This is a genomic window from Eremococcus coleocola ACS-139-V-Col8, from assembly GCF_000183205.1.
GTDB classification, from domain to species: domain Bacteria; phylum Bacillota; class Bacilli; order Lactobacillales; family Aerococcaceae; genus Eremococcus; species Eremococcus coleocola.
Genome location: NZ_AENN01000017.1, coordinates 73,998 through 98,197 on the forward strand (window position 1 = coordinate 73,998; position 24,200 = coordinate 98,197).

Below are 24,200 nucleotides of genomic sequence, written 5' to 3' on the forward strand. Positions count from 1 at the left end.
CCTTGCACCTAGTTAAGCTAAGCTAATGAGCAGGTCACCCGTATTCACAGCCAAGCCCTGACTCGTATGAATTTCTACCACCTTGCCCGCTTGGGGTGCGACTATCTCATTTTCCATTTTCATGGCTTCTAAAACCAACAAAACTTTCCCTGCCTCTACCTGGTCACCCATCTTAACCTGAAGACTGAGGACTGTCCCTGGCATAGGTGCACTAATCACTTCGCTACCACTTGCTTCCGGATCTTTAGGTCGTTTTGCAGGTGAGGCTGGTTTAAGTGGTTGAGATGGCCGAAGACTACGCGAAGGTTGGGGTTTAGCTTCCTGGCTTGCCTCAATTTCCGCAACTTCTTCAATTTCCACCTCGTACTCTTGATGATCAATTCTTACCTTATACTTTTTTATCATGTTTAATCCTCCCTACTTGAAATTGGTCGTGTGTTTTCCTGCAACCCTGCCATGGCCCAGATATTATAGTCATGCTGACTTCTACGAATTTTGTGGACGCGAAACGGATGGCTATCCTGGCCGCGATAGGCCTGAATGGCAGCCACAATGGCAGCGACTTGCTTCGTTTCTAAGTGATTGGCTGATACTAGATCTGATTGGGTCTGATTCTTTGCCGGTATACTTGGGTCAGCTTGAGTGTTTACTTGTTTAGTACCTAAATACTTAAAAGCAGAAAGGATCAGAGCAATCACCATCAAAGTTAAAAATACCATGGCCATGCTAAAAATCGTAATATAAATGGATTCGAATAGGCTTACCCCATCATTGACATTCATATGAATCCTCCTTTTATAATGGCAAGTTACCATGTTTCTTAGCTGGACGACCTTCCCGTTTACCCGCTAACATATCGAAGGCTGAAATTAACCTTTGACGACTAGTACTTGGTTGAACGACATCATCCACATAACCACGAGCCGCTGCGGTATAAGGATTAGCCACCGCCTGCCGGTAGTCTCTAATCTTATCTGCCCGCATTTGGTCAGGATCCAAGGCTGCTTCAATGTCATGTTTAAAGATAATATTAGCTGCCCCGTCGGGCCCCATGACCGCTATTTCAGCCGTCGGCCAAGCATAAACTAAATCTGCTTTGAGGTGTTTAGAGCACATAGCAATGTAGGCCCCGCCATAGGCTTTTCTTAAAATCACGGTTATTTTAGGTACAGTAGCTTCTGAATAAGCATATAAGAGCTTGGCTCCGTGACGAATAATACCGTTATATTCTTGGCTGGTTCCTGGTAGGAAGCCAGGCACATCCACCAAGGTTAATAATGGAATATTAAAAGCATCACAGGTCCGGATAAAACGCGCCGCCTTATCGGAGGCGTTAATATCTAAACAGCCAGCTAAATTATTTGGTTGGTTGGCAACAATCCCCACAGTTTGCCCGCCCATGCGACCAAAGCCAATCACAATATTTTTGGCAAAAAGGGCTTGTACTTCAAAGAAATCCCCCTCATCCAAAAGACTTTCAATCACTTGGTGGATATCATAAGGCTTATTAGGTGACGCCGGAATTATTTCATCTAAACGTAGATCTAAGCGATTCAAATCATCTGAAACGGCCACCCTTGGTGCTAGCTCAAGGTTATTGGCAGGCAGAAAACTAAGTAATTTACGAATTCGGGCCAGAGCGGCTTCCTCATCGACATCAACAAAGTGAGCCACACCAGAGCTTTGATTATGGGTGGTCGCCCCCCCTAAGGCTTCTGCGGTCACCACTTCACCCGTCACTGTTTTAACCACTTGCGGTCCCGTAATAAACATATTAGAGCTTTGGTCCACCATCAAGATAAAATCAGTCAAAGCAGGTGAATAGACTGCTCCGCCAGCACAAGGCCCCATGATGACAGAAATTTGAGGAATTTGACCCGAAGCCATTACATTATTAAAGAAGATATCACCAAAGCCCGCCAAAGAGTCGACGCCTTCTTGAATCCGTGCCCCACCAGAATCATTAATGCCAATTAAGGGGACGCCAACTTTTTGGGCGAGTTCTTGGACTTTAACAATTTTGGCGGCATGCATTTGACCTAAAGACCCACCCATTACGGTAAAGTCTTGGGCAAAGCAATAGACTAACCGTCCATCGATTGTACCGTAACCAGTAACCACCCCATCCCCCAGCGGACGATCTTGATCCAAACCAAACTGTTCACACCGGTGTTGAACAAAGGTGTCTAACTCAACAAAGCTATTCGCATCAAATAATTTATCGAGTCGTTCGCGCGCAGTATACTTGCCCTTAGCATGTTGTTTTCCAATACCTTTGCTCCCACCCGCTTGCTGGGCTGCCACTTTTTTTGAGTCTAATTCTTTTAACTTGTCATTGGCCACAATGGCTCCTCCTAACTACTCTCGTATCAACTTTAATTTTCACATACGACCTTTTTCTAATATAAAAAGGTCCAATAAACAGTGTAAAATTTATAACACCCGTTTATTGCACCTCTGCAAATAAACCAAAAAGTAAGTTTTCTTGTCTATGACACGACCAGCCAGGTAAGAATCTGAGCTTGATAAGAGAAAACGTTTTCTTTGAGCTTATTATATTAAATTTTGAAGGAGCTATGCAACTTATTTGACTAGATAAATAAGCTAAAACTCATTTCTTTAAATGCCTTAATTGATGGTTCCGACGGCGTTGGTCCCGGATTAGTTTCTTAACCGGTTCTTCGCCTTCGATTTTGATTACGCGGGTATTAGCCATGTAATCATGAAGGGCCCGACCTGAGCGTGTAAAAATCACTAAAATTAAGGAAACCATAGCTAAAATTAGACCCGCAGTTCCTAAATAATTTTCTGTATAAAAACCCGTCATAAGGCTTAAAGTCTCTTGTAAATATTGGCCCATGGTAAAAGCGGCCCCTTCCACTACAACAAAGCCCACAAGGTGGCGCATCAATAAAGCTTGCCAAGAAGTTGTTTCATAATCCTCAGCTTCCACAATCTTTAACTTGGTCATTTTCTTACCCAAGGTCTGGCCTGGCCATACTTTATATGGAATAAACACAAAATATAAAGAATAAAATATTAAAGCTAAAATAAAACTTAGATAAGACCAAGTCTCTGCTAATCCATAGGCCGGAAATGAATATAAATTTTTATAACTCGCTTCCTTAGCTGTCATTAAAGAAAACATGACAAAGGGACCAGCCATCACAAAGAGATTCCCGAAAAACCAATCCGCAATATAAGCAGAAAGTCGCGGAATTAGATCAACCTGGGAGGGTCTTTGATCCAATCCTTTGATTGAAGCTAAAGTTTTACTAATGATATTATCTTGTTTCATACGCTACTCCTAACTTAAACAATCATTATAAATCCAAAGAAGGGATGGCATTAATGGAAAGATCGGCAAAGTCCTTGGCTAAATACATTGGATAAGCCACGGCCCCAATCATAGCGGCATTATCCCCACATAAGGATAAAGGTGGAATCTGTAAATCGATTTGAGAAAAATTGGTCTGAATGAGGTCAGTAAGAGCTGCCCGTAAACCTGAGTTGGCCGCCACCCCCCCGGCTAAAATAAACTGCTGACAATTAGGATGGTCTTCTAAAGCAGTCTTAACTTTACTGGTAAGGATCTCCACTACAGCCGCTTGGAAAGACGCCGCAAGGTCAGCTTGATTAATGGTTTGTCCTCTTTGATGGGCATTATGGACTAGGTTCATCACGGCCGATTTCATGCCCGAAAAAGAGAAATCTAAATTATCTTCATGGAGCATAGCCCGTGGTACATCATACGATTCTTGACCTTGGTGAGCTAATTGGTCTAAATATTTTCCGGCAGGATAAGGTAAATCTAAAATCCGCCCCACTTTATCATAGGCTTCGCCGACGGCGTCATCCTGGGTTTCCCCAATCACTTGAAAATCAAGGTGGTTTTCCAAATAAACTAGTTCGGTATGGCCGCCTGATACAATTAAAGCTAGGGCCGGAAATTGTAAAGGTGCTTGTAATTGGCTGGCATAGATATGCCCAGCTAAGTGGTTGACCGCGATCAGCGGTTTATTATGGATTAAGGCCAAAGTTTTAGCTGCGGTCACGCCTACTAAAAGAGCCCCCACTAAGCCTGGGCCTTGGGTCACTGCGACCGCATCAATCTGCTTCCAATTTACTTTGCCTTCCTTTAAAGCCAAATTAACAAGTTGTGAAATCTGCTCCACATGATGACGACTAGCTACTTCAGGTACGACGCCACCAAACCGCATATGACTTTTAATCTGTGAGGCAACCAAATTTGTTAGGATTTTGTGGCCATCTTCAATCAAAGCCACACTGGTTTCATCACAGGATGATTCAATTGCTAAAATCACAGTCATTCTATTATTCCTTTCATTTCCATCTTGCATCGATTCATTAAAATATTCCCTCGCTTATACACCATTGCATAATGATGGCATCCTCCCTAGGGTCATGATAATAAGCTGGACGTTGATCAATTACTTTAAAATTGTATTTGGTATAAAGAGCACGTGCTGCTTGGTTTCCTTGCCGGACTTCTAACGTCACCCTGCTTGTTGAAGGGAGGCTGGCTAACCAATCTTGCAACAAACGACTTCCTATTCCTTGGCCCCGGCACTCTGGCGCCACCCAGACTTGATTAATGGTGATATCTTCAAAAAGATGATGATAAGCAATATAAGCGATGAATTCACTGACTCCTGCCTGACTAACTAAACAGGCATAATAACTGTAGGATAATGTAAAATCAGCCTGACTGGCCTTAAGGGTCCAACCCAAACTTTGATTCTGCTCAGCCACAAAGGTTTGTTGGTCCGCAGTTAAGTCTTGACTTGCTAATATCTCAAACCACATTGAGCTTGCCCCCTTTATTCTGGCAAAAGTCTGACCATAGCATAGCCATCTTCAAAATTATCAAAGTAATAGTGTTTTTTGAGATGGTCAATTTTAAAACCTAGTTTCTGATACAAATTAAGGGCAATCTGATTTGAAACTCGGACTTCTAACTCTGTTTTACTAATTTGTAAGTAATCAGCATAAGCCAAAAACTCTTGCACCATAAACAAGCCCAGCCCGTAGCCACGGAAGTTAGGTACCACCATCACATGACTAATATGGGCTGACCTCGCTTGTAAACGTCCCGAAATGCCTGCTACCATTTGGTCGTCTTGATCCACTAAAACCAGGTAAAGGCAGTAAGGATTGCGGGCAAAATCAGTCTGGAAATCTGCTTCTTTCCAAGCCAAATAACCATTATAAGCAGAAGCTTCTAGTTCGGTATAGGCTGCAATATCATGTGCTGCAATGGGTTGCCATTGTAAATCAAAAGCCTGCCAGGCTGGATTCTGCGAAATTGTCACTTGACCCTGCTTAATTAAGGGAGCTAAGGTGTGCAAAAGTTGATGGTTACGCGGTTGCCCTTTAGGCTGACTGGGTTTAATTAGTTGTTTTATAGTGGTCAATAAATGCTTCATTTTCAGCTCGGCTTGCTACCCTCCTTTGATGGTCTTGGGCCCAATTTTGTTCTGCCAGAGTGGCATGGGCATAATTTGGGGCCAAAGTATGCGGATCAGTACACCGGTTTAATTGACCTACCATACTTAGGTTAAAGACGCGTTCGACATGTGGAAGTGCCTCCTCCGTTGTCACAGTATCAAGCTCTATTTTAGAATAGATTTCTTGAAATACTTGGATAAAAGACTCAGTATCATGACCTACTATTAATACTTGGCTAGTATCATTTAAAATTTGGCTGACTGTCTCACTTTGCAACCATTCTTTAAAGTCACCATGGCAGTCTGCTTGTAAGTTTTCCAACCGATTATTAATAGGATTATGGCTATATAGGCCGATATAAGCCGATAAACGGCGGGCATCCATTAGGGAGATAATTACTGGGGCTATTGGGGCTGAGGAAATTTGGAGTGCCAGAGAGGACACTTCATATAATGGCACTGCCAAGCTTGTTGCCCAAACTTTAGCAAAGGTAACCCCAATCCTAAGTCCAGTATAAGAGCCTGGGCCGATACCAACGACAACAGCTTCAATATCAGCAACTGTCCAGGAAACTTCTGCCAAAAGTGCCTGAACACTGGCCACTAAACTTTGACCATGTTGTTTATTCTCCTTGTTAAATTGGCTAGCAATCACTTTACTATCAGAAAAGTTGTTTGTTAACTCTCCTTGACCCAATACCAAAGATAAGGCATCCGTTGAAGAATCTACCCCTAACCACCGTGTCATAAAACCCCTTCCTTTCGTGCACTCATCTTATCATATTTTGGCATAAAGAAAAATACAGGTTACTTAAAATGAAAGTAACCTGTATTTTTAGTGTTTCACTGTGTTTGACTCACATTGTTATTGATTTTTAAATTCAGCTTCTCGCTTCTCTACGAAGGCACCCATTCCTTCACTCTGATCTTCAGTGGCAAAGAGCAAGCCAAACAATTCAGATTCGTAATCAAGCCCTTTGTCTAAGGACATATCAATTCCTTTTGAAGCAGCTAATTTAGCGTATCTTACTGCAATTGGTGCTTTTTTAATGACTTTTTCAGCATAAGCATAGGCTTCTGGCAGTAATTGTTCCACTGGATATAAGCGGTTAAATAAGCCAGCTTCTAAGGCGACATCTGCTTTAAGATTTCCACCCGTAAATAAGAATTCATTGGCTTTAGCTAGCCCAATAATCCGAGGGAGACGTTGGGTACCACCAAAGCCTGGAATAACCCCTAGTCCGACTTCAGGTAAGCCTACGACCGCATTCTCACAAGCAAACCGTAAATCACAAGCCATGGATAGTTCTAAACCTCCCCCTAAGGCATAGCCATTGATGGCTGCTAAGGTTGGCAGGGATAAGTTTTGGATGGCTTTAAAGACTTGGCTTCCTAAGCGAGAGAAGTCTCGTGCCTCTAATGGGTTTAGGTTAGCCATTTCTTTGATATCAGCCCCGGCTACAAAGGCTTTATCACCTGCACCTGTAATGATCAAAAAATGAATCTCAAATTGACCGCCTTCGATAGCTTTGACAAGATCATAAATTTCATTTAAGGTTTCTGAATTTAAAGCATTTAAGGCTTTAGGGCGATTTATCGTTAAGGTTCCAATCTGATTTTTAACATCAAATAAAATATTTTTGTATTCAGTCATATCAAGCTCCCCCTTAATCGTATTTGTAGAATCCTTGACCTGATTTCTTACCTAAACGACCAGCTGCCACATATTTTTTCAATAATGGACATGGACGATATTTAGGATCGTTAAAGCCTTCGTATAAAACGTTCATAATTGATAAGCAAGTGTCTAAACCAATTAAATCAGCTAATTTTAGCGGTCCCATTGGATGGTTCATACCTAATTCCATGACTTGATCAATCGCTTCTGGCGTAGCAACTGATTCATAAAGGGTGAAAGCTGCTTCATTAATCATTGGCATTAAGACCCGGTTTGAAACAAAACCATATGAGTCGTTCACTTCAACTGGATCTTTAGTCATTTCACGTGAAAGATCTTCAATGACTTGGTAAACTTCATCACTGGTTTCAACCCCACGAATAATTTCAACTAATTTCATCACAGGCACTGGATTCATAAAGTGCATCCCAATGAAACGTTGTGGCTTAGAAACAACCGCAGCTAAGTCTGTAATTGGTAATGAAGACGTATTGGTCGCTAAGATAACATCTTCGCCTACAATTCCATTTAATTCTTTGAAGATAGATTTTTTGATTTCAAAATTTTCAACCGCAGCTTCAATAATTAATTGGCAATCTTTAGCATCTTGTTTATCAGTTGAAAGTGTAATCCGATCTAAGATAGTTTGTTTTTCTTCTTCAGACTTACGCCCCTTGTCCACATCACGGCTTAAATTTTTAATGATATTTGCTAAACCTTTTTCAGCAAATTCTTCTTTCATATCATTTAAAATAACCTCATAACCAGCTTGAGCTGACACTTGCGCAATTCCATTACCCATTTGACCTGAACCGATGACCATAATTTTTTTGATTTCCATTATATTTACCACCTTTTCTTATTATTTTTACTAATTTATAAACTAAATTAATCGTAATCACATTGGATTAAGATAGCATCTCCTTGGGCTGCCCCAGAACAAATGGCTGCCACCCCATATTTTGCTTTACGACGCCGCATTTCGTGAACAAGTGTCGCAATAATCCGCCCCCCAGAAGCTCCAATAGGATGACCGAAGGCAATCGCCCCCCCATTCACATTAATCTTTTCAGATGGAATGTTATTCATTTTTTGTGATACTAAAGTGACTGCCGCAAAGGCTTCATTAATTTCGAAAAGATCTATATCATCGACCCTTAAGTTATTTCTATCGAGTAGATTTTTAATGGCATGACCTGGTGCTGAAGCAATTAATCGCGTTTCTACCCCAACTTCTTCGTGGTCTAGAATTGTTGCCAGTGGTTTAAGGCCCATTTCTTTAGCCTTGTCTTCAGAGGCAATAACTAAAGCTGAGGCCCCATCATTCGTTGCTGGGGCATTACCTGCCGTCACTGTATTTCCATCGACAAATAAACCAGGCATACGACTTAATTTTTCTAAATTAGTGTCTGGTCTTGGGGTCTCATCTTTTGAAACGGTGATTGGGTCTTTTTTCCCTTGAGGAATGGTCAGTGGAATGATTTCCTCATCTAATCGTCCGGCTTCTTGAGCTTGAACGGCCCGCATTTGACTTTGATAAGCCCACTCATCTTGGGCTTGACGACTAATGTCATATTCATCTGCACCATAGCCACCATTGACCGCCATATGTTGATTATAAAAGGCATCCCAAAGGCCATCGTAAACCATCAAATCAATAAACTCAGAATTAAACATCCGATGACCCCAGCGCATATCTTTAGAGGCAAATGGGGTGTTAGACATCGATTCCATACCACCCGCAACGATTAGGTCTTTGTCCCCACAACGAATCATTTGATCAGCTAGGGTAACTGCCCTAAAACTGGAAGCACACACCTTATTAATCGTTTCTGATCCGACTGACCAGTCTAAGCCTGCTTTAATTGAAGCTTGACGCGATGGAATTTGACCCACTCCCGCTTGGAGCACTTGACCAAATACAACATATTCAATATTTTCCTTATCGACGCCGGCTTTTTCTACCGCTGCTTTAATGACCTCTGCTCCTAAATCCACGGCCTTAATATCTTTTAACATACCTCCAAAGCGACCAAAGGGAGTACGAACCCCTGACAGTATCACGCTGTGTGTCATAAAAAATCATCTCCTTTATTCTAATCATGGCTTGTTTATAGTAAAAAAAAATTGTATTCTGAAAGTAAATATACTTCTATTTTATGATGGAAAGGATAAGCAAAATGGATTGGAAAAGTATAAATTTTCAACATTTAAATTATTTTCTCATAGCGGCAAAATATCAAAACTATAGCCAAGCTGCTGATGAACTCTTCATCAATTATTCAACCCTAAGTAAGGCCATTGCAGGAATTGAAAACCAACTGGGGGTGAAACTTTTTGAGAAAGACGGCCGTAACATTAAACTGACTAAATACGGCAAAATTCTTAATGCCTCTGTCTATGCTGCTATGACCAATATTGAGGATGGGCTTGATGAAATTGCTCGTTTTTCCCATCCTGATCATGGCCAAGTAAATATCTCCTCAATTTATACCGTCTCCGCCAAATACCTCCCCCGCCTATTATCCCGCTTCCGCAACCTATTTCCTGAACTAAGCCTCGATATTACCCAAGCTTCGACCCAACAAATTATTGATCATGTTTTGGACGGCACAAGAGATATTGGTTTTTGTGGCGAATTTGATTATTCCTCTTATTCTTCAGAACTAAATCGCGAATTTATCTATAATGATGAAATAGTCCTAATTGTCCCAGCTAACCATCGTTTTGCTGCGCGAAAATCAGTTTCTTTTGCCGAAATTAAAAACGAACAATTTATCGGCTGGAATGCATCAGCTGGAATGTATTATGCAATCCAACAAGCTATTAATCGGGTAGCTGGTCCTAATTTCAAACTCAACACCATTTATTCTATGAATGAAGACACAGGTGTCGTAGGTATGGTCCGGGCTGGCTTAGGGATTGCCTTTAGTTCTAAAAATACCGAATTGAATTATGATGACATTCGGATTTTAGAGTTAACAGATTTATATATTATCTATAATGTCTACATGATTTGGGCAAATTCTGAATTTACCCCAAGCAGTCTGAAGTCCTTTAAAGACTTCATTATTGCCCAAATTAACTAGCTTATTTCTGGTCATAACTTAACGGATAAGCGCTTACAAAGTGACTATAGCACTTTTCTTCCCCTACGAATATAGAATTATTTTCAAGGATTTATTCATTTAATTCATAGGTTTTGTGAAATGATTTTTATTTTTCATTTAACTCTATACTATAAGTTTCGCTTATACTATATTAAAACTAGCTAAACTTTAACTTTTCTTGATTGAGTATAAGTATAACTTATGGAAGAAAACAGGGTGAAAATTTGCTTTTAAATTCACATTTCTTGCTTAAAACATTGACTATAATTAAAAATCTCTCTGAATTTTTTCTTACGAAGATGACTCGATCATCTACTTTTAACCAGACTATTTAAGGCTAACGCGAAATATTTAGAATTTACCTATTTGTTTTAATTAAAGAATAATGATAAGATTAATCAATAATGAAAACGTTTTATCATTAAAATATAAGAAGGAGGCTGAGTATGGAGATAAAACAAATTAATTATTTTCTAGAAATTGTTGCTTCAGATTTCAACATTTCTAGTGCATCTAAGAAACTCTTCATCTCTCAATCTACCCTTAGCCAATCGATGATTCAATTTGAAAATGATTATCAAGCCCAGCTATTTAAACGGGAAAAAGGAAGATTAATTGGCTTGACTGACCTTGGCCAAGCAATGTATAAATACGCCCAGGAAATCCAGAAACTTCACCAAGAAATGATGCAAGTCATTGATCAGGATAAAAAAGAAACCACCCAAATTGTTCGCATTGGTATTCCGCCTATTCTGGTGAGAACACGGTTTCCTCGGTTTCTCCTAAATATGAAACAATTGTATCCAGATTTACGCATTGAATATATTGAAGAAGGTTGCCAAAGACTGTGTCAATTACTAGAAAATAAGGAAATCGATATTGCATTTTTAACTGATCCCCTGCCTACTACTAAGCTACTCAATTCAAAAACTGCAATTAAGGATGAATTTGTCTTATTTATGGATAAAAATCATCCCCTCACTAAACAAAATCAAGTGAAATGGTCTAGCCTCAATCAATACAGCTCGGCAATCTTTACTGACGCTTATTCAACCCACCATTTTTTTATGATACAATGTCAAAAAGAACGGATTGCACCTAAAATATTCTTAGAATCAAATTCTTGGGAATACCTGATTGATACTATTAAAAATAGTCAACTCATCACTTTTTTGCCAAAATCAGTCTATCCCATGGTCAATCGGCGCCAAATTACTTATCGCCCCTTTGAAAGGTCAGCAAACTTTAAAATATTTATTTCAACAACTGATGAGATTTATCAATCAGCCATCAAAAAATGTGTTTACGATGCACTGATTGATTACTGTAGCCAGGTGGAGGCTGTAGCCAACCTATCTTTAGCATAATATGATCAATCTATCTAGGGAGTGGGCTTTTTAGCCCGCACCCTTTTTTTATTTAAATAGATAAATAATTAATTGGTATAGCTGATAAGTTTGGTTACTTTTCAAAATTTAGACCATTCCTTCTGCTAAAAATCTCCTAAATCAATAAGTAAAACTTAATGGTAAATAAATACAGCTAATTATCATTGCCCGATTTGTGATTTGTTAGCAAGATTAGTCATATTATTCACAAATGAATAACTCTTGTAAAAGTTGGTATTACAACGTTCTATAATTTAAACGCTTTTTATTTGTGATAAATTTTAATTATAGATGTATTAGTATTGATAATATCGATACCCTCTATCAATACAACCAATTTGTAATACAAGGGGGAGCTTGCTATGCTATGAAATGTAAGCGCTTATCATTTTATAAAGGAGGAATTACCTTGAAAGAATTAGCAACTTTAACCCTAAATATTGAGGATACACTAGCTTTTTTAAATCTAAATGCTGTTAAATCTTTAAATGCAATTAATTCAGCGATGTTAGATGATTTAAACGAAGCAATGGACCTACTTGAGGCTGATCCTAATGTTAAAGTTCTCGTAATTACAGGAAATGGCAAAGCCTTTATGGCAGGTGGTGATATTAAGGAAATGATGGACTTAAGCCCTGAAGAAGCAGATCATTTCATTGCATATGGTAATCAAACTATGAACCGGATCATGAATTTGAGCCTTGTAACGATCGCAGCTGTTAATGGTTTTGCTCTGGGTGGTGGTTTGGAGTTAGCCCTAACCTGTGATATTCGAATCGGAACGACTGCCAATAAAATTGGTTTCCCAGAGGTCGGCTTAGGTATCATTCCTGGTTACGGCGGAACTCAACGTGCTTCCCGTTTAATTGGTATCGGTCAGACCAAACGTTTAGCCCTTAGCGGAGAAATTATTGATGGGGCTGAAGCTCACCGGATTGGCCTACTTGAAAAGATTGTTGAGCCAGATCAATTAATTGAAGAAGCAACCAAATTCGCTAAACAAATTGCTAAGAACGCTCCTATTGCAATTAAACAAGCTAAGTTATCAATTAATTTTGGTTCTCAATCTACATTAGAAAATGGCTTAAAACTTGAAGGCGAAATCGTTAAAGGCTTATTCAGAACTGAAGATAAATATGAAGGTATGAATGCCTTCGTTGAAAAACGTAAAGCAGAATTCAAAGGTAAATAAAAACTAAGAGAAAGAGAAGTGAAGTCCATGTCAAAAAGCAAAATTGAGAAATTACAGTATTTATACCCTGAAGATATTTATGGTTACTCCCATGATTTAAGTGAAAATGAAGTTGATTTTCTTCTAAAACTAAGAGAAACCTTAGAAAAAGAACTCTATCCAGTTATTGATGACCATTGGAAAAAAGAATTATTCCCAATGGAAGCTTTCAAAAAAATTACTGATTTAGGTATTATGACGGATCCTTCCCTTTTTGAAGGTCGCGAAAATAAATTAAAGACCTCAGAAATCTTTAACCTTTTCCGTCTATATGAATTAAACCGGATGGATTCTTCGATTGGTGCCTTCACAATTGTTCATGGTGGTTTAGCTTATTCAACCGTTTTAATCGGTGGTAGCCAAGAACAAATCGATTATTATGCTCCTAAGTTAGCTTCTTATGAGTGGCATTCTTGCTTCGGCTTAACCGAACCACTTCATGGGTCAGATATTGCGGGTGGCCTTGCTACCACAGCTGAACTTCAAGGTGATAAATGGGTCATCAATGGAGAGAAAAAATGGATTGGCGGTGCTGCAACTGCTGATGTATTACCAATTTTTGCCCGTGATGTGGCTGATGGACAAATTAAATGTTTCATGGTTCCCGGTGGAACTCCAGGCTTAACCGTAGATAAAATCGATGGTAAGATTTCCTTACGGTTAATTCAAAATGGCCACATCAAAATGAACAATGTTCAAGTTGATAAGACCGCTCGCTTAGAAAACATCAATAGCTTCCGTGATGTTGCTAAAATTTTATACACGACCCGTGCGGATGTAGCACATTTAGCAACTGGTCTTCATGCCGGAGCCTTAGCCAATACCTTGAAATATGTCAAAGAACGGGAACAATTTGGCAAGAAAATTTCTCAATTCCAACTGGTTCAAGAAAAACTTGCCCGCATGCAAGCTAACTGTGTGACTTCGCTTGCCCTTTCTCACCGTCTAGCCCAACTTCAAGAACAAGGACGTTATGAAGAAGTCCAATCTTCACTGGCTAAAATGAATAATGCCTACCGTCTACGTGAAACTGTGGCCCTAGGTCGTGAATTACTTGGCGGAAACGGAATTATCGTTGAACATGATGTGGCTCGTTTCTTTGTTGATGCAGAAGCAGCTTACTCTTATGAAGGTACCCATGAAGTGAACTCACTAATTTTAGGTCGTTTCTTAACTGGTAAAGGTGCCTTTGTCTAATAAACTTCAGTATCCTGTATTTTAACAACGAAAGGAAAAAGTATGAAAAAAAATTTAGATCAAATCGTAATTGTTGGGGCTGCACGGACACCTGTGGGCGCCTTCTTAGGAAACCTTAAAACCGTTAAGGTTCAAGATTTGGGCGTCACTGCGCTTAAAGGTGCGGTTGAACGCGCTGGTATCAAAATGGAAGATATTGATGAAGTCATTGCGGGGCACGTAGTAGGATCACCAACTTCAAGTAATATCGGTCGTGTGGTTGGTTTGGATGCGGGTGTTCCTATTGAAAAAACTGGCTACACCGTGAACCGTTTATGTGGTTCAGGTATTCAATCCGCTGTAAATGCAGTTCAAGTCTTACAAACAACTGACAAAAAAGTCATTGCAGCAGGTGGTGCTGAATCTTTATCTAGAGCTCCTTATTTCCTACCAGAAGAAGTTCGTTATCAAGGTTTCAGAACTGGTGATCAACAATTAATCGACTCAAACACCATGATTCATACTGGTTGTGTGGGGAAAGAATTCCCAGAAATTATTCATATGGGCCAAACTGCTGAAAAATTAGCTCAAATGTACGATATTTCGCGTGAAGAACAAGATAAATTTGCTTTAAACAGTCAAGCTAAAGCTAAAAAAGCAATTGAATCCGGTCGCTTAGCCCAAGAAATCGTACCAGTTGAAGTTAAAGACCGTAAAGGCAATGTCACTGTGGTTGATACTGACTCACATCCAAAACCAGATACAACTATGGAAAAATTAGCCAAGCTTAGACCTGCCTTTGTTAAAGATGGTAGTGTGACCGCTGGGAATGCCTCTGGTTTAAATGATGGCGCAGCCTTTGAAATCTTTACTACCGCTGACTATGCTAAAGACAATGGTTTAGAAGTGATGGCGAAAGTGGTTGATTATGCGATTACGGGTTGTAGCCCAGACGTTATGGGCTTGGGTCCAGTTGAATCTGTTCGCGAAATCCTTAAGCGTAATGATATGACTTTAGAAGATATTGCTGTCTTGGAAATCAACGAAGCCTTCGCTGCTCAAACGATTGCTTGTACCAAAGAATTAGGTAATGAACCAGGTACTGCTTTATATGAACGTTTGAATCCAAATGGTGGTGCGGTAGCCTTAGGTCACCCGCTTGGCTGTACCGGAGCTCGAATCATCACTTCAATCTGTTACGAATTCAAAAACCGTCCAGACATCAAGTATGCGATTGCATCCGCTTGTATCGGTGGCGGAATGGGTATCGCTATGTTATTTGAAAATGGCTATTATCAAGGTTAATTAGAAATCAAAAATAGGAGGAAATAATATGGAAATCAAAAATACTTTAGTTATCGGTTCTGGTTTAATGGGATCAGGTATCGCCCAAGTTTTAGCAGAAGCAGGTTATCAAGTTTATCTAAAAGATATTAAACAAGAATTCTTAGATAAGGCTGTTGAAAAAATCCGTAAAAATCTTGATCGTAAAGTAAGTAAAGGTAAAATGGAAGCGCCAGAAGTAGATAAAGTAATGTCCCGGTTGCAAACTACTTTAACTTATGATGAAGCAAAAGACTGCCAACTAGTCATTGAAGCAGCAACTGAAAATCATGATATTAAACTTAAAATCTTCAAAGAATTAGATGAAGCAACTCCAGATGAAACAATTTTAGCAACTAATACCTCTTCTTTATCCTTAACAGATATCGCATCAGTTACTAAACACCCTGACCAAGTAGTTGGGATGCACTTCTTTAACCCAGTACCAGTGATGAAATTAGTAGAAGTAGTTAGAGGTTTACAAACCAGCGATGAAACCGTCGCTGTTGCTCAACAAGTCATCGATCAAATGAACAAGACCATGATCGTTGCTAAAGATGCGCCAGGCTTCGCAGTTAACCGGATTTTAGTTCCAATGTTAAATGAAGCAATCTTCACTTACGGTGAAGGCTTAGCCAGTCGTGAAGACATTGATACAGGTATGCAATTAGGTGCTAACCATCCAATGGGACCACTTAAACTATGTGATTTAATCGGATTGGATACTCTACTTGCCGTTATGAATGTACTCTATGATGGCTTCAAAGATCCTAAATATCGTCCTGCCCCACTATTAGTTAAGATGGTTGAAGCTGGTTACTATGGTATGAAGTCAGGTAAAGGCTTCTACGATTACGACTAGAAACTAACCATTAATTACTTCTTGTCGTACTAACTGACCCAGAACTAGAGTAAATTAGGTCTTCAATTATTTATTCGAAGGACTCCCTATAAAAATTACAGCCAAAATATTTCAAAAAATTCTTTCGATTACCTAGTTGATAAACCTAATTTGCTCTAGTTTTGGGTCTAATTACTTTATTCACAATATAGACTGAAATAAAAATCAAATAAATATAAGTCTCTTATTACCGCGACTAAAAAGTGCATAAAATTTGAAATAATTACAAAGAACTATAGCTTTTTTCTTTTGGAAACGGTATCATATAATAGTGATAATATACACAAAATTATTTTTTGAGGAGGATTATTATGACAAATGAAAGAAAAGCTTTAATTAAGGAATATGGTCCTTTAGCAGGTATGCGTGTTTTAGGATCTGGGTCCATTGTTGCAATGCCAACTGCTTTAGGTCTTTTGGGTGACCTTGGGGCAGAAGTCATTAATATTGAGCGTCCAGGTTATGGTGACTCTATGCGGATGCTCTCGCCTACATCCAGCAAAACCGGAGTATCTAACGGATGGATGCAAGAAGCACGTAACCGGATGAGTATGGCCTTAGAACTAAACTGTAATATTCCTGAAGTAAAAGAACTTTTCTTTGAGCTCATTAAAGAAGTCGATGTATACATGGAAAACATGGTTTGGTTAGACAAATTAGGCATCCATGATGAAGAATTATTAGGAGTAAATCCTAAATTAGTGATTGTCCATATTTCTGGTTTTGGTCGAGCAGAATTTGGTGGTGAAGAAGGTGTAATTGGCCGTGCTTCCTTCGATATGATTGGCCAAGCTTTCTCAGGCTTTATGCACTTAAATGGTCAACCGGCACCACATGAACCTCAAATTACTGGTCCTTATACCAATGACTATGTTTCTGCCTATATGGCTGCTTTCGGTGCCTTAGCTGGTTATATTTCCGCTCAAAAAACTGGCAAAGGTCAAGTGGTTGATGTATCTCAATTTGAAGCAATGGCTCGGATGCTATGTGATAACTTCGTAAGTTATACTGAAAATGGTAAGGTTACGGCTCGTTCTGGTAATGTTAACGAACGCTTCCAACCTTATGGTTTATTTGAAGATAAAAATGGTGAATTCGTTACAATCGGAGCTTTTGGTAAGAATGTTTACCTACGTTTCATGGATGCTGCTGGATTGGATGCTGAAAAATATACCTTCGAAAATGCGGGTAACGGGGTTGAAGCAGTTATGTCTGCCCATGGTCGTGCTTTAGACCGTGAAATCCGTGAATGGGCCGCTTCTAAAACCGCTAAGGAAATCGAAGAAATCCTGAATGCTAAGAAAGTACCCGCTTCAAAAGTAAATACCGCCGAAGATGCATACAAGAGTGAACACTTCCAAAGTCGGGGTGACTTCATTAAATACGTGGATCAAACATCTGGCCAAGAAGTTGAAGCCTTTGGTATTGTTCCTAAATTCTCAGCAACTCCTGGTGATGTTTGGCGTGGAGCTCCAACCATGGGTCAAGATACTGAAACTATCTTAAAAGAGTTGCTTAACTATGACGATGCTAAAATCTCTAGCCTCCGTGAACAAGGTTATATTGGTTAATTTAATTTTTAAGTTCTGACTTACTCTATGGTTCAGTTTATAAAATTTCAAACGAAAGAGTGATTATATGAGTAAAGTAATCTATGAAGTAAAAGAAAATATTGGACAAATTATCCTTAATGACCCTAAGAACTTAAATGCTATTGATGATAGTATGGCAGAAGACTTATTAGCAGCCTTACAACAAGCTGAAGCAGATCCAGAAGCTAAAGTTATTACGATTACTGCAGCGGGTAAAGTCTTTTGCGGTGGGGGTAACCTCAAACATATCTTAAGTCAATTTGAAGCTAACCCTGACTATGACCTACATGACCTTGCTAAAAAAGTTGCTGATACCTCCTTATTTATGAAAAAATGTAAAAAACTCATTGTAATTGGATCTCAAGCGGCAGCTGCCGGAGCAGGCTTTAACCTAGCCTTAGCCGGAGACTTCCTTATTGCTAGTGAAGAATGTCAATTCATCCAAGCCTTTGTTAAAATTGGTTTAGTGCCCGATATGGGTGGTTCTTACCTACTTTCTAGAGCTGTTGGCGCTAATAAAGCCGCTCAATTAGCCCTCACCGGTAATCCTGTTAAAGCACAAGAAGGACTAGAACTTGGCTTTATCCATCAAGTTGTTGCTAACAATGAACTTGAAGGAGCCGTCTTCGACTTAGCTAAGAAATTAGCTCGTGGTCCACTAAAAGCTTATGAATTAATCAAAGCTGAACTGTTTGAAGCTTCATTTAAAGACTTTGAAGCTTATCTTGAAACTGAATCTCACCTTCAATCTGAAGCTTCACATACAGAAGACTTTAAAGAAGGGGTTCGGGCTTTCGTTGAAAAAAGACGGGCTAACTTTGTTGGTAAATAAGACATGATTTTTTAGATTTTAGTTTAAAATACTAAAAATCCTATTTGTAACCTAATGGAAATTTCTCACCCATTAGATTAGCAAATAGGATTTTTTATTGATTCATTAAATAAGTCATCTATTCTATAAAAATTTTATCTAAACTCGTTATAATTTAGAACTACTTCGGTTCAATCAATATTTTTTCCTTGGTATGAATCAATTGAGTAATCACGTCGCAGCGTGGCGTTTCAATGTCATGTTTATCCCCGATACGGGCAACTGCCCCATTGATAAAATCAATTTCAGTATAACGATGGTTTTGCACTAAATCTTGATGCATAGATGGGTAGTGGTGGGCGGCTGTCACAGAAGTTTTCATCACATAGTCTGTCACCGCTTCTTCATCTAATTTAACCCCTTCTGCTTGGCCCACTTGGACAAATTCGTGGATAATTTCATGCACCAATTGTAAGCCAGGTTCTGTGGCAAATAATTGACCAATCGTACAATCTAAGAGGGCACACAATGAATTCATAGTCCCATTCACGCAGGCCTTACGCCAGATAGACGGAATCACATCTTGGTCATAGATTGCATTAAGCTTGGCTTCATTTAAAATTTCCGCTACCTTATGACCCATTTCAGCTTCATTGGCATCAATACTCTGGATATTAATCGACCCTGTTGAGGCTAATTTCACGTGACCGGGTCCTACTAGTTGAGCAGTCCACACGGTTACCCCCATGATAATACTTCTTTCTGGAACATATTGTTTGATAACTTCTTCATGGCCTAGGCCATTTAATAAGCAAAGGACTTTAGTATGACTATCCATAATCCCTTGAATTGATTCTAGCATAGCTGGTAACTGCATTGCTTTGGTAAATAGAATAATTAAGTCACCTACGCGGTTGGCTTCCTGAGGCTTCATAATCGTCATTGGGACGATTCTTTCATCGTCCCCTGAGATTTTTAGTCCATTCTCTTTAATGGTATTAATGTGATCATCCCAATTGTCTAATAAAATAACTTCTTGACCTGCTTCATGGAGTTGGGCTCCAAACCGACATCCCATGGCACCTGAACCTGCAATATAAATTAACATTTGAATACTTCCTCTCTATAAATTATGGTACACTAAATTTAAATAAAGGATGGTGACCTGATGAATATTACCCAAGTAAAATACTTTATCGAAATCGCTAAATGTCATTCTATCTCAGAAGCATCCAGAAATCTTTTTGTCACTCAACCTACACTCTCTCTTGCCTTAAAGAAACTCGAAACAGAATTGAATTGCCTACTTATTAGCAGAAATGAAAGCGGTTTAGAACTGACTGCCGCTGGCAAAATTCTTTATGATGAAGGTCAAGTCTTGATTAGCCATGTTGATAAAATTACTCAACAAATTCATAATTTACAAAATCAAAAAGATAAAAATCCCATTAGACTAGGCATGACCACCCTCTTTGCCATTCAATTTGCTAAAGAGTTAGCTTTGTTTACTGCCACCCATCAAAATGTTGCGCTCACCATCATCCAGGATGGGTCACGCCTTTTACAACAAATGTTAGCTAATCAAGAACTTGATATTGGCTTGCTTTCTTATCCTAATTATGAAGCGGATAAAATCACCATTGAGGCACTACACACTAGCACCAAAGGCTATCAGGTATATGTAGTTGTCCCAAAATCCAACCCGCTCGCTCAACATTCACGCTTAAGCTTTGATGATCTGAAAGATCAAGTTTTCTCCTCCTTAACGGAAGATTATATGTTAGGAATTATGTTAGCTGAACGAGCTGAGGCCCATGGTTTTAAACCGAATATCCTCTCATATTATACTGACTTACAGGCCATGCTCCATAGTCTTAACTCCTCAAACACAATTTGTTTAATGGCTATCGAATATAAACATTTGGTGCCACTAGACAATTTAGTCTGGATTCCTTTAGATGACAAATCAAATTACTTCTCCATTGGAATTGCCCTTAATAAGAGCATTAAACCTTCACAAAATATCCTAGACTTTATCGATATCTTAAAGCAGAATTAACCGTAATAATGGAAAACAGTTTCTCTTTGGTATAATTTAAATACTTTTTCAAAGACAAATTGACAAATAAGCGCGGTCGCAATCGGCACCACAAACCAACATAGAATTAATAAGGGGAAAGTTAAACCAGCATCTAGGGAAGCCAAAGGACCCACGAGACCAACCAAACCAAAACCAGATGATTGCGGCGTACCCGATACAGCAAAGAGGGCCACTGGGATGGCGGAAACAATAGCTGTGGTTAGGCAAGGCAATAAAATAATTGGATGGCGGAAGAGATTTGGCATCATCATCTTCATGCCTCCAAGTGCAATTGCCAGCGTCACACCACTCTTATTCACCTTCCAAGAATTTACAACTAAACAAACCGTGGTCGCAGCCACTCCCATGGCTGCAGCCCCTGCTGAGACACCATTCAAACCAATTGCTAGTCCAATCCCTACTGTAGTAATCGGTGAAATAATTAAGGCAGCAAAAGACATGGCAATCAAAATACTCATGAATAGTGGTTGTAAGGAAGTAAAGTTATTAATCAAGGACCCAATCGCAGTCGTAATCATAGTTACGTAAGGATAAGTCAACATCCCAATAAAACCAACTCCTACCCCTACTACTATTGGAAGGAAAATAATAGATGAAGAACCAAATTTATTTTTTATCCAAAGGGTAGCCAAAACAGCAATCGCAGATGTTAACATAATATTGATAACATCTCCGGTCCCTTTACCAACGTAAGCGGCTATAGCCGGATCATATTTAATCACACCAGATCCTACAAACGCTGCACCGGCGATTACCATAATCCGCATGGGATCAAAGTTAAATTGTTTAGCTATTAAACCCCCAATAATTAGAGGGGTGGCTAGTTGTAAGATAACTGCCGCTTGAATCACCATCAAGATATAATGATTACTTGAGAAATAAGATAAAATAGCTGAGAGAACCGCATTAGCAATCAAGGCAATAATTGTTCCTTGAGCTGTTCCCGTTAACACTTTATTCAGAAAATCTTTAGGACTTACTTTTGTTACTTCTTGCATGGTTTTCACCACTTCCTATATAGTTAAATCACTTAAAATAAAGGATAGCAAACTTAGATATGACGAGTCTGCTATCCTCTTTGCATACTATCAGTCATTAATTAGTAAAGGTCATTTTCATTGTTAAAACGTTGTAGATTTTCTTTTACATCTTTCATAAAGTTACCCGCAGCTAAGCCATCTAAAATACGATGGTCAAAGGATAGACATAGATTGATCATGTCAGCTGCTTTAAAACCGCCATCTGCCGTCGGAACAAACCGTTTATTGATGGATTCAACCTGAATAATCGCTGCTTGCGGATAATTGATGATTCCCATTGAGGCTACTGAGCCAAAAGTTCCGGTATTATTTACCGTCATGGTTCCACCTACCATATCTTCGCTGGTTAATTTACCAGAACGAGCCTTCAGAGCCAATCGATCAACTTCCTTAGCGATACCACTAATAGATAAGTTGTCCACATGTTTAATCACAGGTACAAATAAATTATCCCCAGCCGCAATGGCAATAGATAGATTGATATCTTTATTTAAAACGATGTTATTGTCTTGCCAACTTGAATTTAACATTGGATGTTTTTTAAGTGCTTGGGCCACTGCTTTAACAAAGAATGGGAAGTAGGATAATTTTAAGCCTTCAGTTTGCATAAATTGGGATTTTGTTTTTTCACGTAACGCTACGATATTACTTACATCTACCTCAATTTGCATCCAAGCATGTGGAATCTCAGTCACTGATTGAACCATTTTCTTAGCAATGGCCTTTCTTACCCCATCTGCTTTGATAATTTCTTGTTGTGAGTCAAGACTAGAAGTTACTGGCTTATTATTTTGCTCAGATTTAAGCTCAGGTTGAGGCTGAGGATCAAGCGAGGTTTGGACTAGTTCTGGTTTTAGTTCCTTCACTTGGGTCGGCTTGTTTTCAGCACTCGTTGGCTCATAGTTTATGACGTCTTTACGAGTAATTCTGCCACCTTTACCAGTACCTACTATTTGACTTAAATCAATCCCGCGTTCTTGAGCAATATGTAAAACCGCAGGCGAGAATCTACCGCCTTTAGAATGATTGCTTGGCTTAGCACTCGCTCTTGATTCTGCTTGGCTTGGCGTCGTTTCAAGGGTTGGTTTACTCTCAACTTCAGGTTCACTGCTTTCATCAGAGCCAGACTCACCTTCACCTGCTACCTCTATCACTAAAATTTCGGTACCGATTGGGACGGTTTCGTCTTCTTGAATTAGAATTTCTTTCACCGTTCCTTGGTAGTCACTCGGAATCTCTGTCGTTACCTTGTCAGATTGTGCTTCTAATAAGGTATCATATTTTTCAACTTGGTCGCCTACTTTAACTTGCCAAGCAACGACCGTTGCTTCAGTTACACTTTCGCCTAAATTAGGCATTTTCACTTTAACTAATCCCATGATTTTCCTCCTCTTAGAATTCAGCTAGCTCGCGCATGGCCGCCATGACTTTTTCTTCATTAATTAAGAATTCACGTTCAAGATTTAAAGCATAACCCATGGATGGCACATCTGGTCCGGCTAACCGTTTAATCGGAGCATCAAGATCAAACAAGGCTTCTTCTGCAATAATTGCGGCAATTTCCCCGATAATCGCTCCTTCTTTATTGTCTTCTGAAACAAGTAAGACTTTACCGGTCTTTTTAGCCGCTTCTATCAAGGTTTCTTTATCAAGCGGATAGATAGAGCGAACGTCAACCACATGTGCTTGAATGCCTTCTTCCGCTAATTTTTCTGCCGCATTCAAGGCATGGACTAAGGCCATACCATATGCAATCACCGTAATATCATCCCCTTGACGAACCACATTTGCCTTGTCTAATGGTACTACATAATCACTTTCAGGCACCTCAGCTTTTAATAAACGATAAAGACGTTTATGTTCATAGAATAGGACTGGATCATCTGAACGAATTGCCGCTTTAATCAGTCCTTTAGCATCATAAGGATTTGATGGGGTTACAATTCTTAAACCGGGTTGGCCGAAGAAGACTTTCTCAGTTGATTGGGAGTGGTATAAGCCTCCGCGAACACCTCCACCATAAGGGGTACGGTAAACAATTGGCGCAGTCCAATCACCTTTAGTCCGATAACGCATCCGTGATGCTTCAGAGATAATTTGGTTTGTCGCTGGTAGAATATAATCAGCAAATTGAAATTCTCCGATAGCTCGGTAACCCATTACGCCTAAACCTACCGCCAAGCCCCCAATTTCACCTTCAGTAAGTGGTGTATTGAAGCAACGTTGGTCACCGAATTTAGCGGCCAAGCCCTTGGTTACCCCAAAAACGCCCCCTTTTTCTCCACCGACATCCTCACCAAAAATGACTACTTTTTCATCTCGTGCCATTTCTTCTTCAATACCCTTATTAATCGCTTCTAAATATGTAAGAATTGCCATTG

24 protein-coding genes are annotated in these 24,200 nt (G+C 39.4%); 9 read left to right on the forward strand and 15 right to left on the reverse strand.

The features are described from left to right. Positions 1 to 12: 12 nt before the first annotated feature. The 11 genes from HMPREF9257_RS07080 to HMPREF9257_RS07130 form a co-directional block, all read right to left on the reverse strand. Positions 13 to 405 carry a biotin/lipoyl-containing protein gene (locus tag HMPREF9257_RS07080; protein WP_006418966.1) on the reverse strand — a complete coding sequence of 131 codons (393 nt, stop codon included), beginning with the start codon at positions 403 to 405 and terminating at the stop codon, positions 13 to 15. 2 nt (positions 406 to 407) lie between these two features. Continuing rightward, the gene (locus tag HMPREF9257_RS07085; RefSeq protein ID WP_006418970.1) at positions 408 to 782 is read right to left on the reverse strand and encodes an OadG family protein; all 375 of its coding nucleotides are present in this window, start codon (positions 780 to 782) and stop codon (positions 408 to 410) included. A 13-nt stretch (positions 783 to 795) separates the two neighbouring features. Further along, positions 796 to 2,343 carry an acyl-CoA carboxylase subunit beta gene (locus HMPREF9257_RS07090; RefSeq protein WP_006418756.1) on the reverse strand — a complete coding sequence of 516 codons (1,548 nt, stop codon included), beginning with the start codon at positions 2,341 to 2,343 and terminating at the stop codon, positions 796 to 798. 268 nt (positions 2,344 to 2,611) lie between these two features. After that, positions 2,612 to 3,298 (reverse strand): RDD family protein, encoded by a 687-nt coding sequence (locus HMPREF9257_RS07095; protein WP_006418867.1) that lies wholly within the window; start codon positions 3,296 to 3,298, stop codon positions 2,612 to 2,614. 25 nt (positions 3,299 to 3,323) lie between these two features. After that, positions 3,324 to 4,331: a tRNA (adenosine(37)-N6)-threonylcarbamoyltransferase complex transferase subunit TsaD gene (tsaD, locus tag HMPREF9257_RS07100; protein ID WP_006418934.1), complete on the reverse strand. Its 1,008-nt coding sequence runs from the start codon at positions 4,329 to 4,331 to the stop codon at positions 3,324 to 3,326. 37 nt (positions 4,332 to 4,368) lie between these two features. Beyond that, the gene (gene rimI, locus HMPREF9257_RS07105; protein ID WP_006418888.1) at positions 4,369 to 4,827 is read right to left on the reverse strand and encodes a ribosomal protein S18-alanine N-acetyltransferase; all 459 of its coding nucleotides are present in this window, start codon (positions 4,825 to 4,827) and stop codon (positions 4,369 to 4,371) included. A gap of 14 nt (positions 4,828 to 4,841) precedes the next feature. Next, the gene (rimI, locus tag HMPREF9257_RS08840; RefSeq protein WP_162139981.1) at positions 4,842 to 5,435 is read right to left on the reverse strand and encodes a ribosomal protein S18-alanine N-acetyltransferase; all 594 of its coding nucleotides are present in this window, start codon (positions 5,433 to 5,435) and stop codon (positions 4,842 to 4,844) included. Then, positions 5,410 to 6,216 carry a tRNA (adenosine(37)-N6)-threonylcarbamoyltransferase complex dimerization subunit type 1 TsaB gene (tsaB, locus tag HMPREF9257_RS08845; RefSeq protein WP_006418769.1) on the reverse strand — a complete coding sequence of 269 codons (807 nt, stop codon included), beginning with the start codon at positions 6,214 to 6,216 and terminating at the stop codon, positions 5,410 to 5,412. The genes rimI (HMPREF9257_RS08840) and tsaB overlap by 26 nt, the downstream gene beginning before the upstream one ends. A 117-nt stretch (positions 6,217 to 6,333) precedes the next feature. Further along, positions 6,334 to 7,122, reverse strand: coding sequence for an enoyl-CoA hydratase-related protein (locus tag HMPREF9257_RS07120; RefSeq protein ID WP_006418804.1), 789 nt, complete (start codon positions 7,120 to 7,122; stop codon positions 6,334 to 6,336). Between the two features lie 13 nt (positions 7,123 to 7,135). Next, positions 7,136 to 7,987 carry a 3-hydroxybutyryl-CoA dehydrogenase gene (locus HMPREF9257_RS07125; protein ID WP_006418912.1) on the reverse strand — a complete coding sequence of 284 codons (852 nt, stop codon included), beginning with the start codon at positions 7,985 to 7,987 and terminating at the stop codon, positions 7,136 to 7,138. A 47-nt stretch (positions 7,988 to 8,034) separates the two neighbouring features. After that, positions 8,035 to 9,222: an acetyl-CoA C-acetyltransferase gene (locus tag HMPREF9257_RS07130; protein WP_006418976.1), complete on the reverse strand. Its 1,188-nt coding sequence runs from the start codon at positions 9,220 to 9,222 to the stop codon at positions 8,035 to 8,037. Positions 9,223 to 9,326: 104 nt separating this feature from the next. Here HMPREF9257_RS07130 and HMPREF9257_RS07135 point away from each other — a divergent pair, with 104 nt between their 5' ends. From HMPREF9257_RS07135 to HMPREF9257_RS07170, 8 genes are all read left to right on the forward strand, one after another. Further along, entirely contained in the window at positions 9,327 to 10,235 is a 909-nt protein-coding gene (locus tag HMPREF9257_RS07135) for a LysR family transcriptional regulator (protein WP_006418736.1), read from the forward strand. Between the two features lie 467 nt (positions 10,236 to 10,702). Further along, on the forward strand, positions 10,703 to 11,623 hold the full coding sequence (locus HMPREF9257_RS07140; protein WP_006418911.1) for a LysR family transcriptional regulator: 921 nt from the start codon (positions 10,703 to 10,705) through the stop codon (positions 11,621 to 11,623). 430 nt (positions 11,624 to 12,053) lie between these two features. Further along, complete coding sequence (locus tag HMPREF9257_RS07145) at positions 12,054 to 12,836, forward strand: enoyl-CoA hydratase/isomerase family protein (protein ID WP_006418863.1); 783 nt, start codon at positions 12,054 to 12,056, stop codon at positions 12,834 to 12,836. 27 nt (positions 12,837 to 12,863) lie between these two features. Next, positions 12,864 to 14,072 carry an acyl-CoA dehydrogenase FadE gene (gene fadE, locus HMPREF9257_RS07150; RefSeq protein ID WP_006418930.1) on the forward strand — a complete coding sequence of 403 codons (1,209 nt, stop codon included), beginning with the start codon at positions 12,864 to 12,866 and terminating at the stop codon, positions 14,070 to 14,072. 42 nt (positions 14,073 to 14,114) lie between these two features. Then, entirely contained in the window at positions 14,115 to 15,356 is a 1,242-nt protein-coding gene (locus tag HMPREF9257_RS07155; protein WP_006418854.1) for a thiolase family protein, read from the forward strand. A 28-nt stretch (positions 15,357 to 15,384) separates the two neighbouring features. Next, on the forward strand, positions 15,385 to 16,236 hold the full coding sequence (locus tag HMPREF9257_RS07160; protein WP_006418741.1) for a 3-hydroxybutyryl-CoA dehydrogenase: 852 nt from the start codon (positions 15,385 to 15,387) through the stop codon (positions 16,234 to 16,236). A gap of 350 nt (positions 16,237 to 16,586) precedes the next feature. Beyond that, positions 16,587 to 17,846, forward strand: coding sequence for a CaiB/BaiF CoA transferase family protein (locus HMPREF9257_RS07165; RefSeq protein WP_006418895.1), 1,260 nt, complete (start codon positions 16,587 to 16,589; stop codon positions 17,844 to 17,846). A gap of 67 nt (positions 17,847 to 17,913) precedes the next feature. Then, positions 17,914 to 18,699: an enoyl-CoA hydratase-related protein gene (locus tag HMPREF9257_RS07170; RefSeq protein WP_006418763.1), complete on the forward strand. Its 786-nt coding sequence runs from the start codon at positions 17,914 to 17,916 to the stop codon at positions 18,697 to 18,699. 160 nt (positions 18,700 to 18,859) lie between these two features. On the opposite strand, the gene HMPREF9257_RS07175 is transcribed toward HMPREF9257_RS07170, so the two are convergent. After that, positions 18,860 to 19,786 (reverse strand): 2-dehydropantoate 2-reductase, encoded by a 927-nt coding sequence (locus tag HMPREF9257_RS07175; protein WP_006418946.1) that lies wholly within the window; start codon positions 19,784 to 19,786, stop codon positions 18,860 to 18,862. 60 nt (positions 19,787 to 19,846) lie between these two features. On the opposite strand from HMPREF9257_RS07175, the gene HMPREF9257_RS07180 reads away from it, so the two are divergent. Then, positions 19,847 to 20,737: a LysR family transcriptional regulator gene (locus HMPREF9257_RS07180; protein ID WP_006418906.1), complete on the forward strand. Its 891-nt coding sequence runs from the start codon at positions 19,847 to 19,849 to the stop codon at positions 20,735 to 20,737. On the opposite strand, the gene HMPREF9257_RS07185 is transcribed toward HMPREF9257_RS07180, so the two are convergent. The 3 genes from HMPREF9257_RS07185 to HMPREF9257_RS07195 form a co-directional block, all read right to left on the reverse strand. Then, on the reverse strand, positions 20,734 to 21,777 hold the full coding sequence (locus HMPREF9257_RS07185) for a PTS sugar transporter subunit IIC (protein WP_006418816.1): 1,044 nt from the start codon (positions 21,775 to 21,777) through the stop codon (positions 20,734 to 20,736). The genes HMPREF9257_RS07180 and HMPREF9257_RS07185 overlap by 4 nt on opposite strands. Before the next feature lie 101 nt (positions 21,778 to 21,878). Next, positions 21,879 to 23,198, reverse strand: a complete 1,320-nt coding sequence (locus tag HMPREF9257_RS07190) for a dihydrolipoamide acetyltransferase family protein (protein WP_006418792.1) — start codon at positions 23,196 to 23,198, stop codon at positions 21,879 to 21,881. Between the two features lie 13 nt (positions 23,199 to 23,211). Beyond that, positions 23,212 to 24,198 (reverse strand): alpha-ketoacid dehydrogenase subunit beta, encoded by a 987-nt coding sequence (locus HMPREF9257_RS07195; RefSeq protein WP_006418826.1) that lies wholly within the window; start codon positions 24,196 to 24,198, stop codon positions 23,212 to 23,214. Positions 24,199 to 24,200 lie beyond the last annotated feature (2 nt).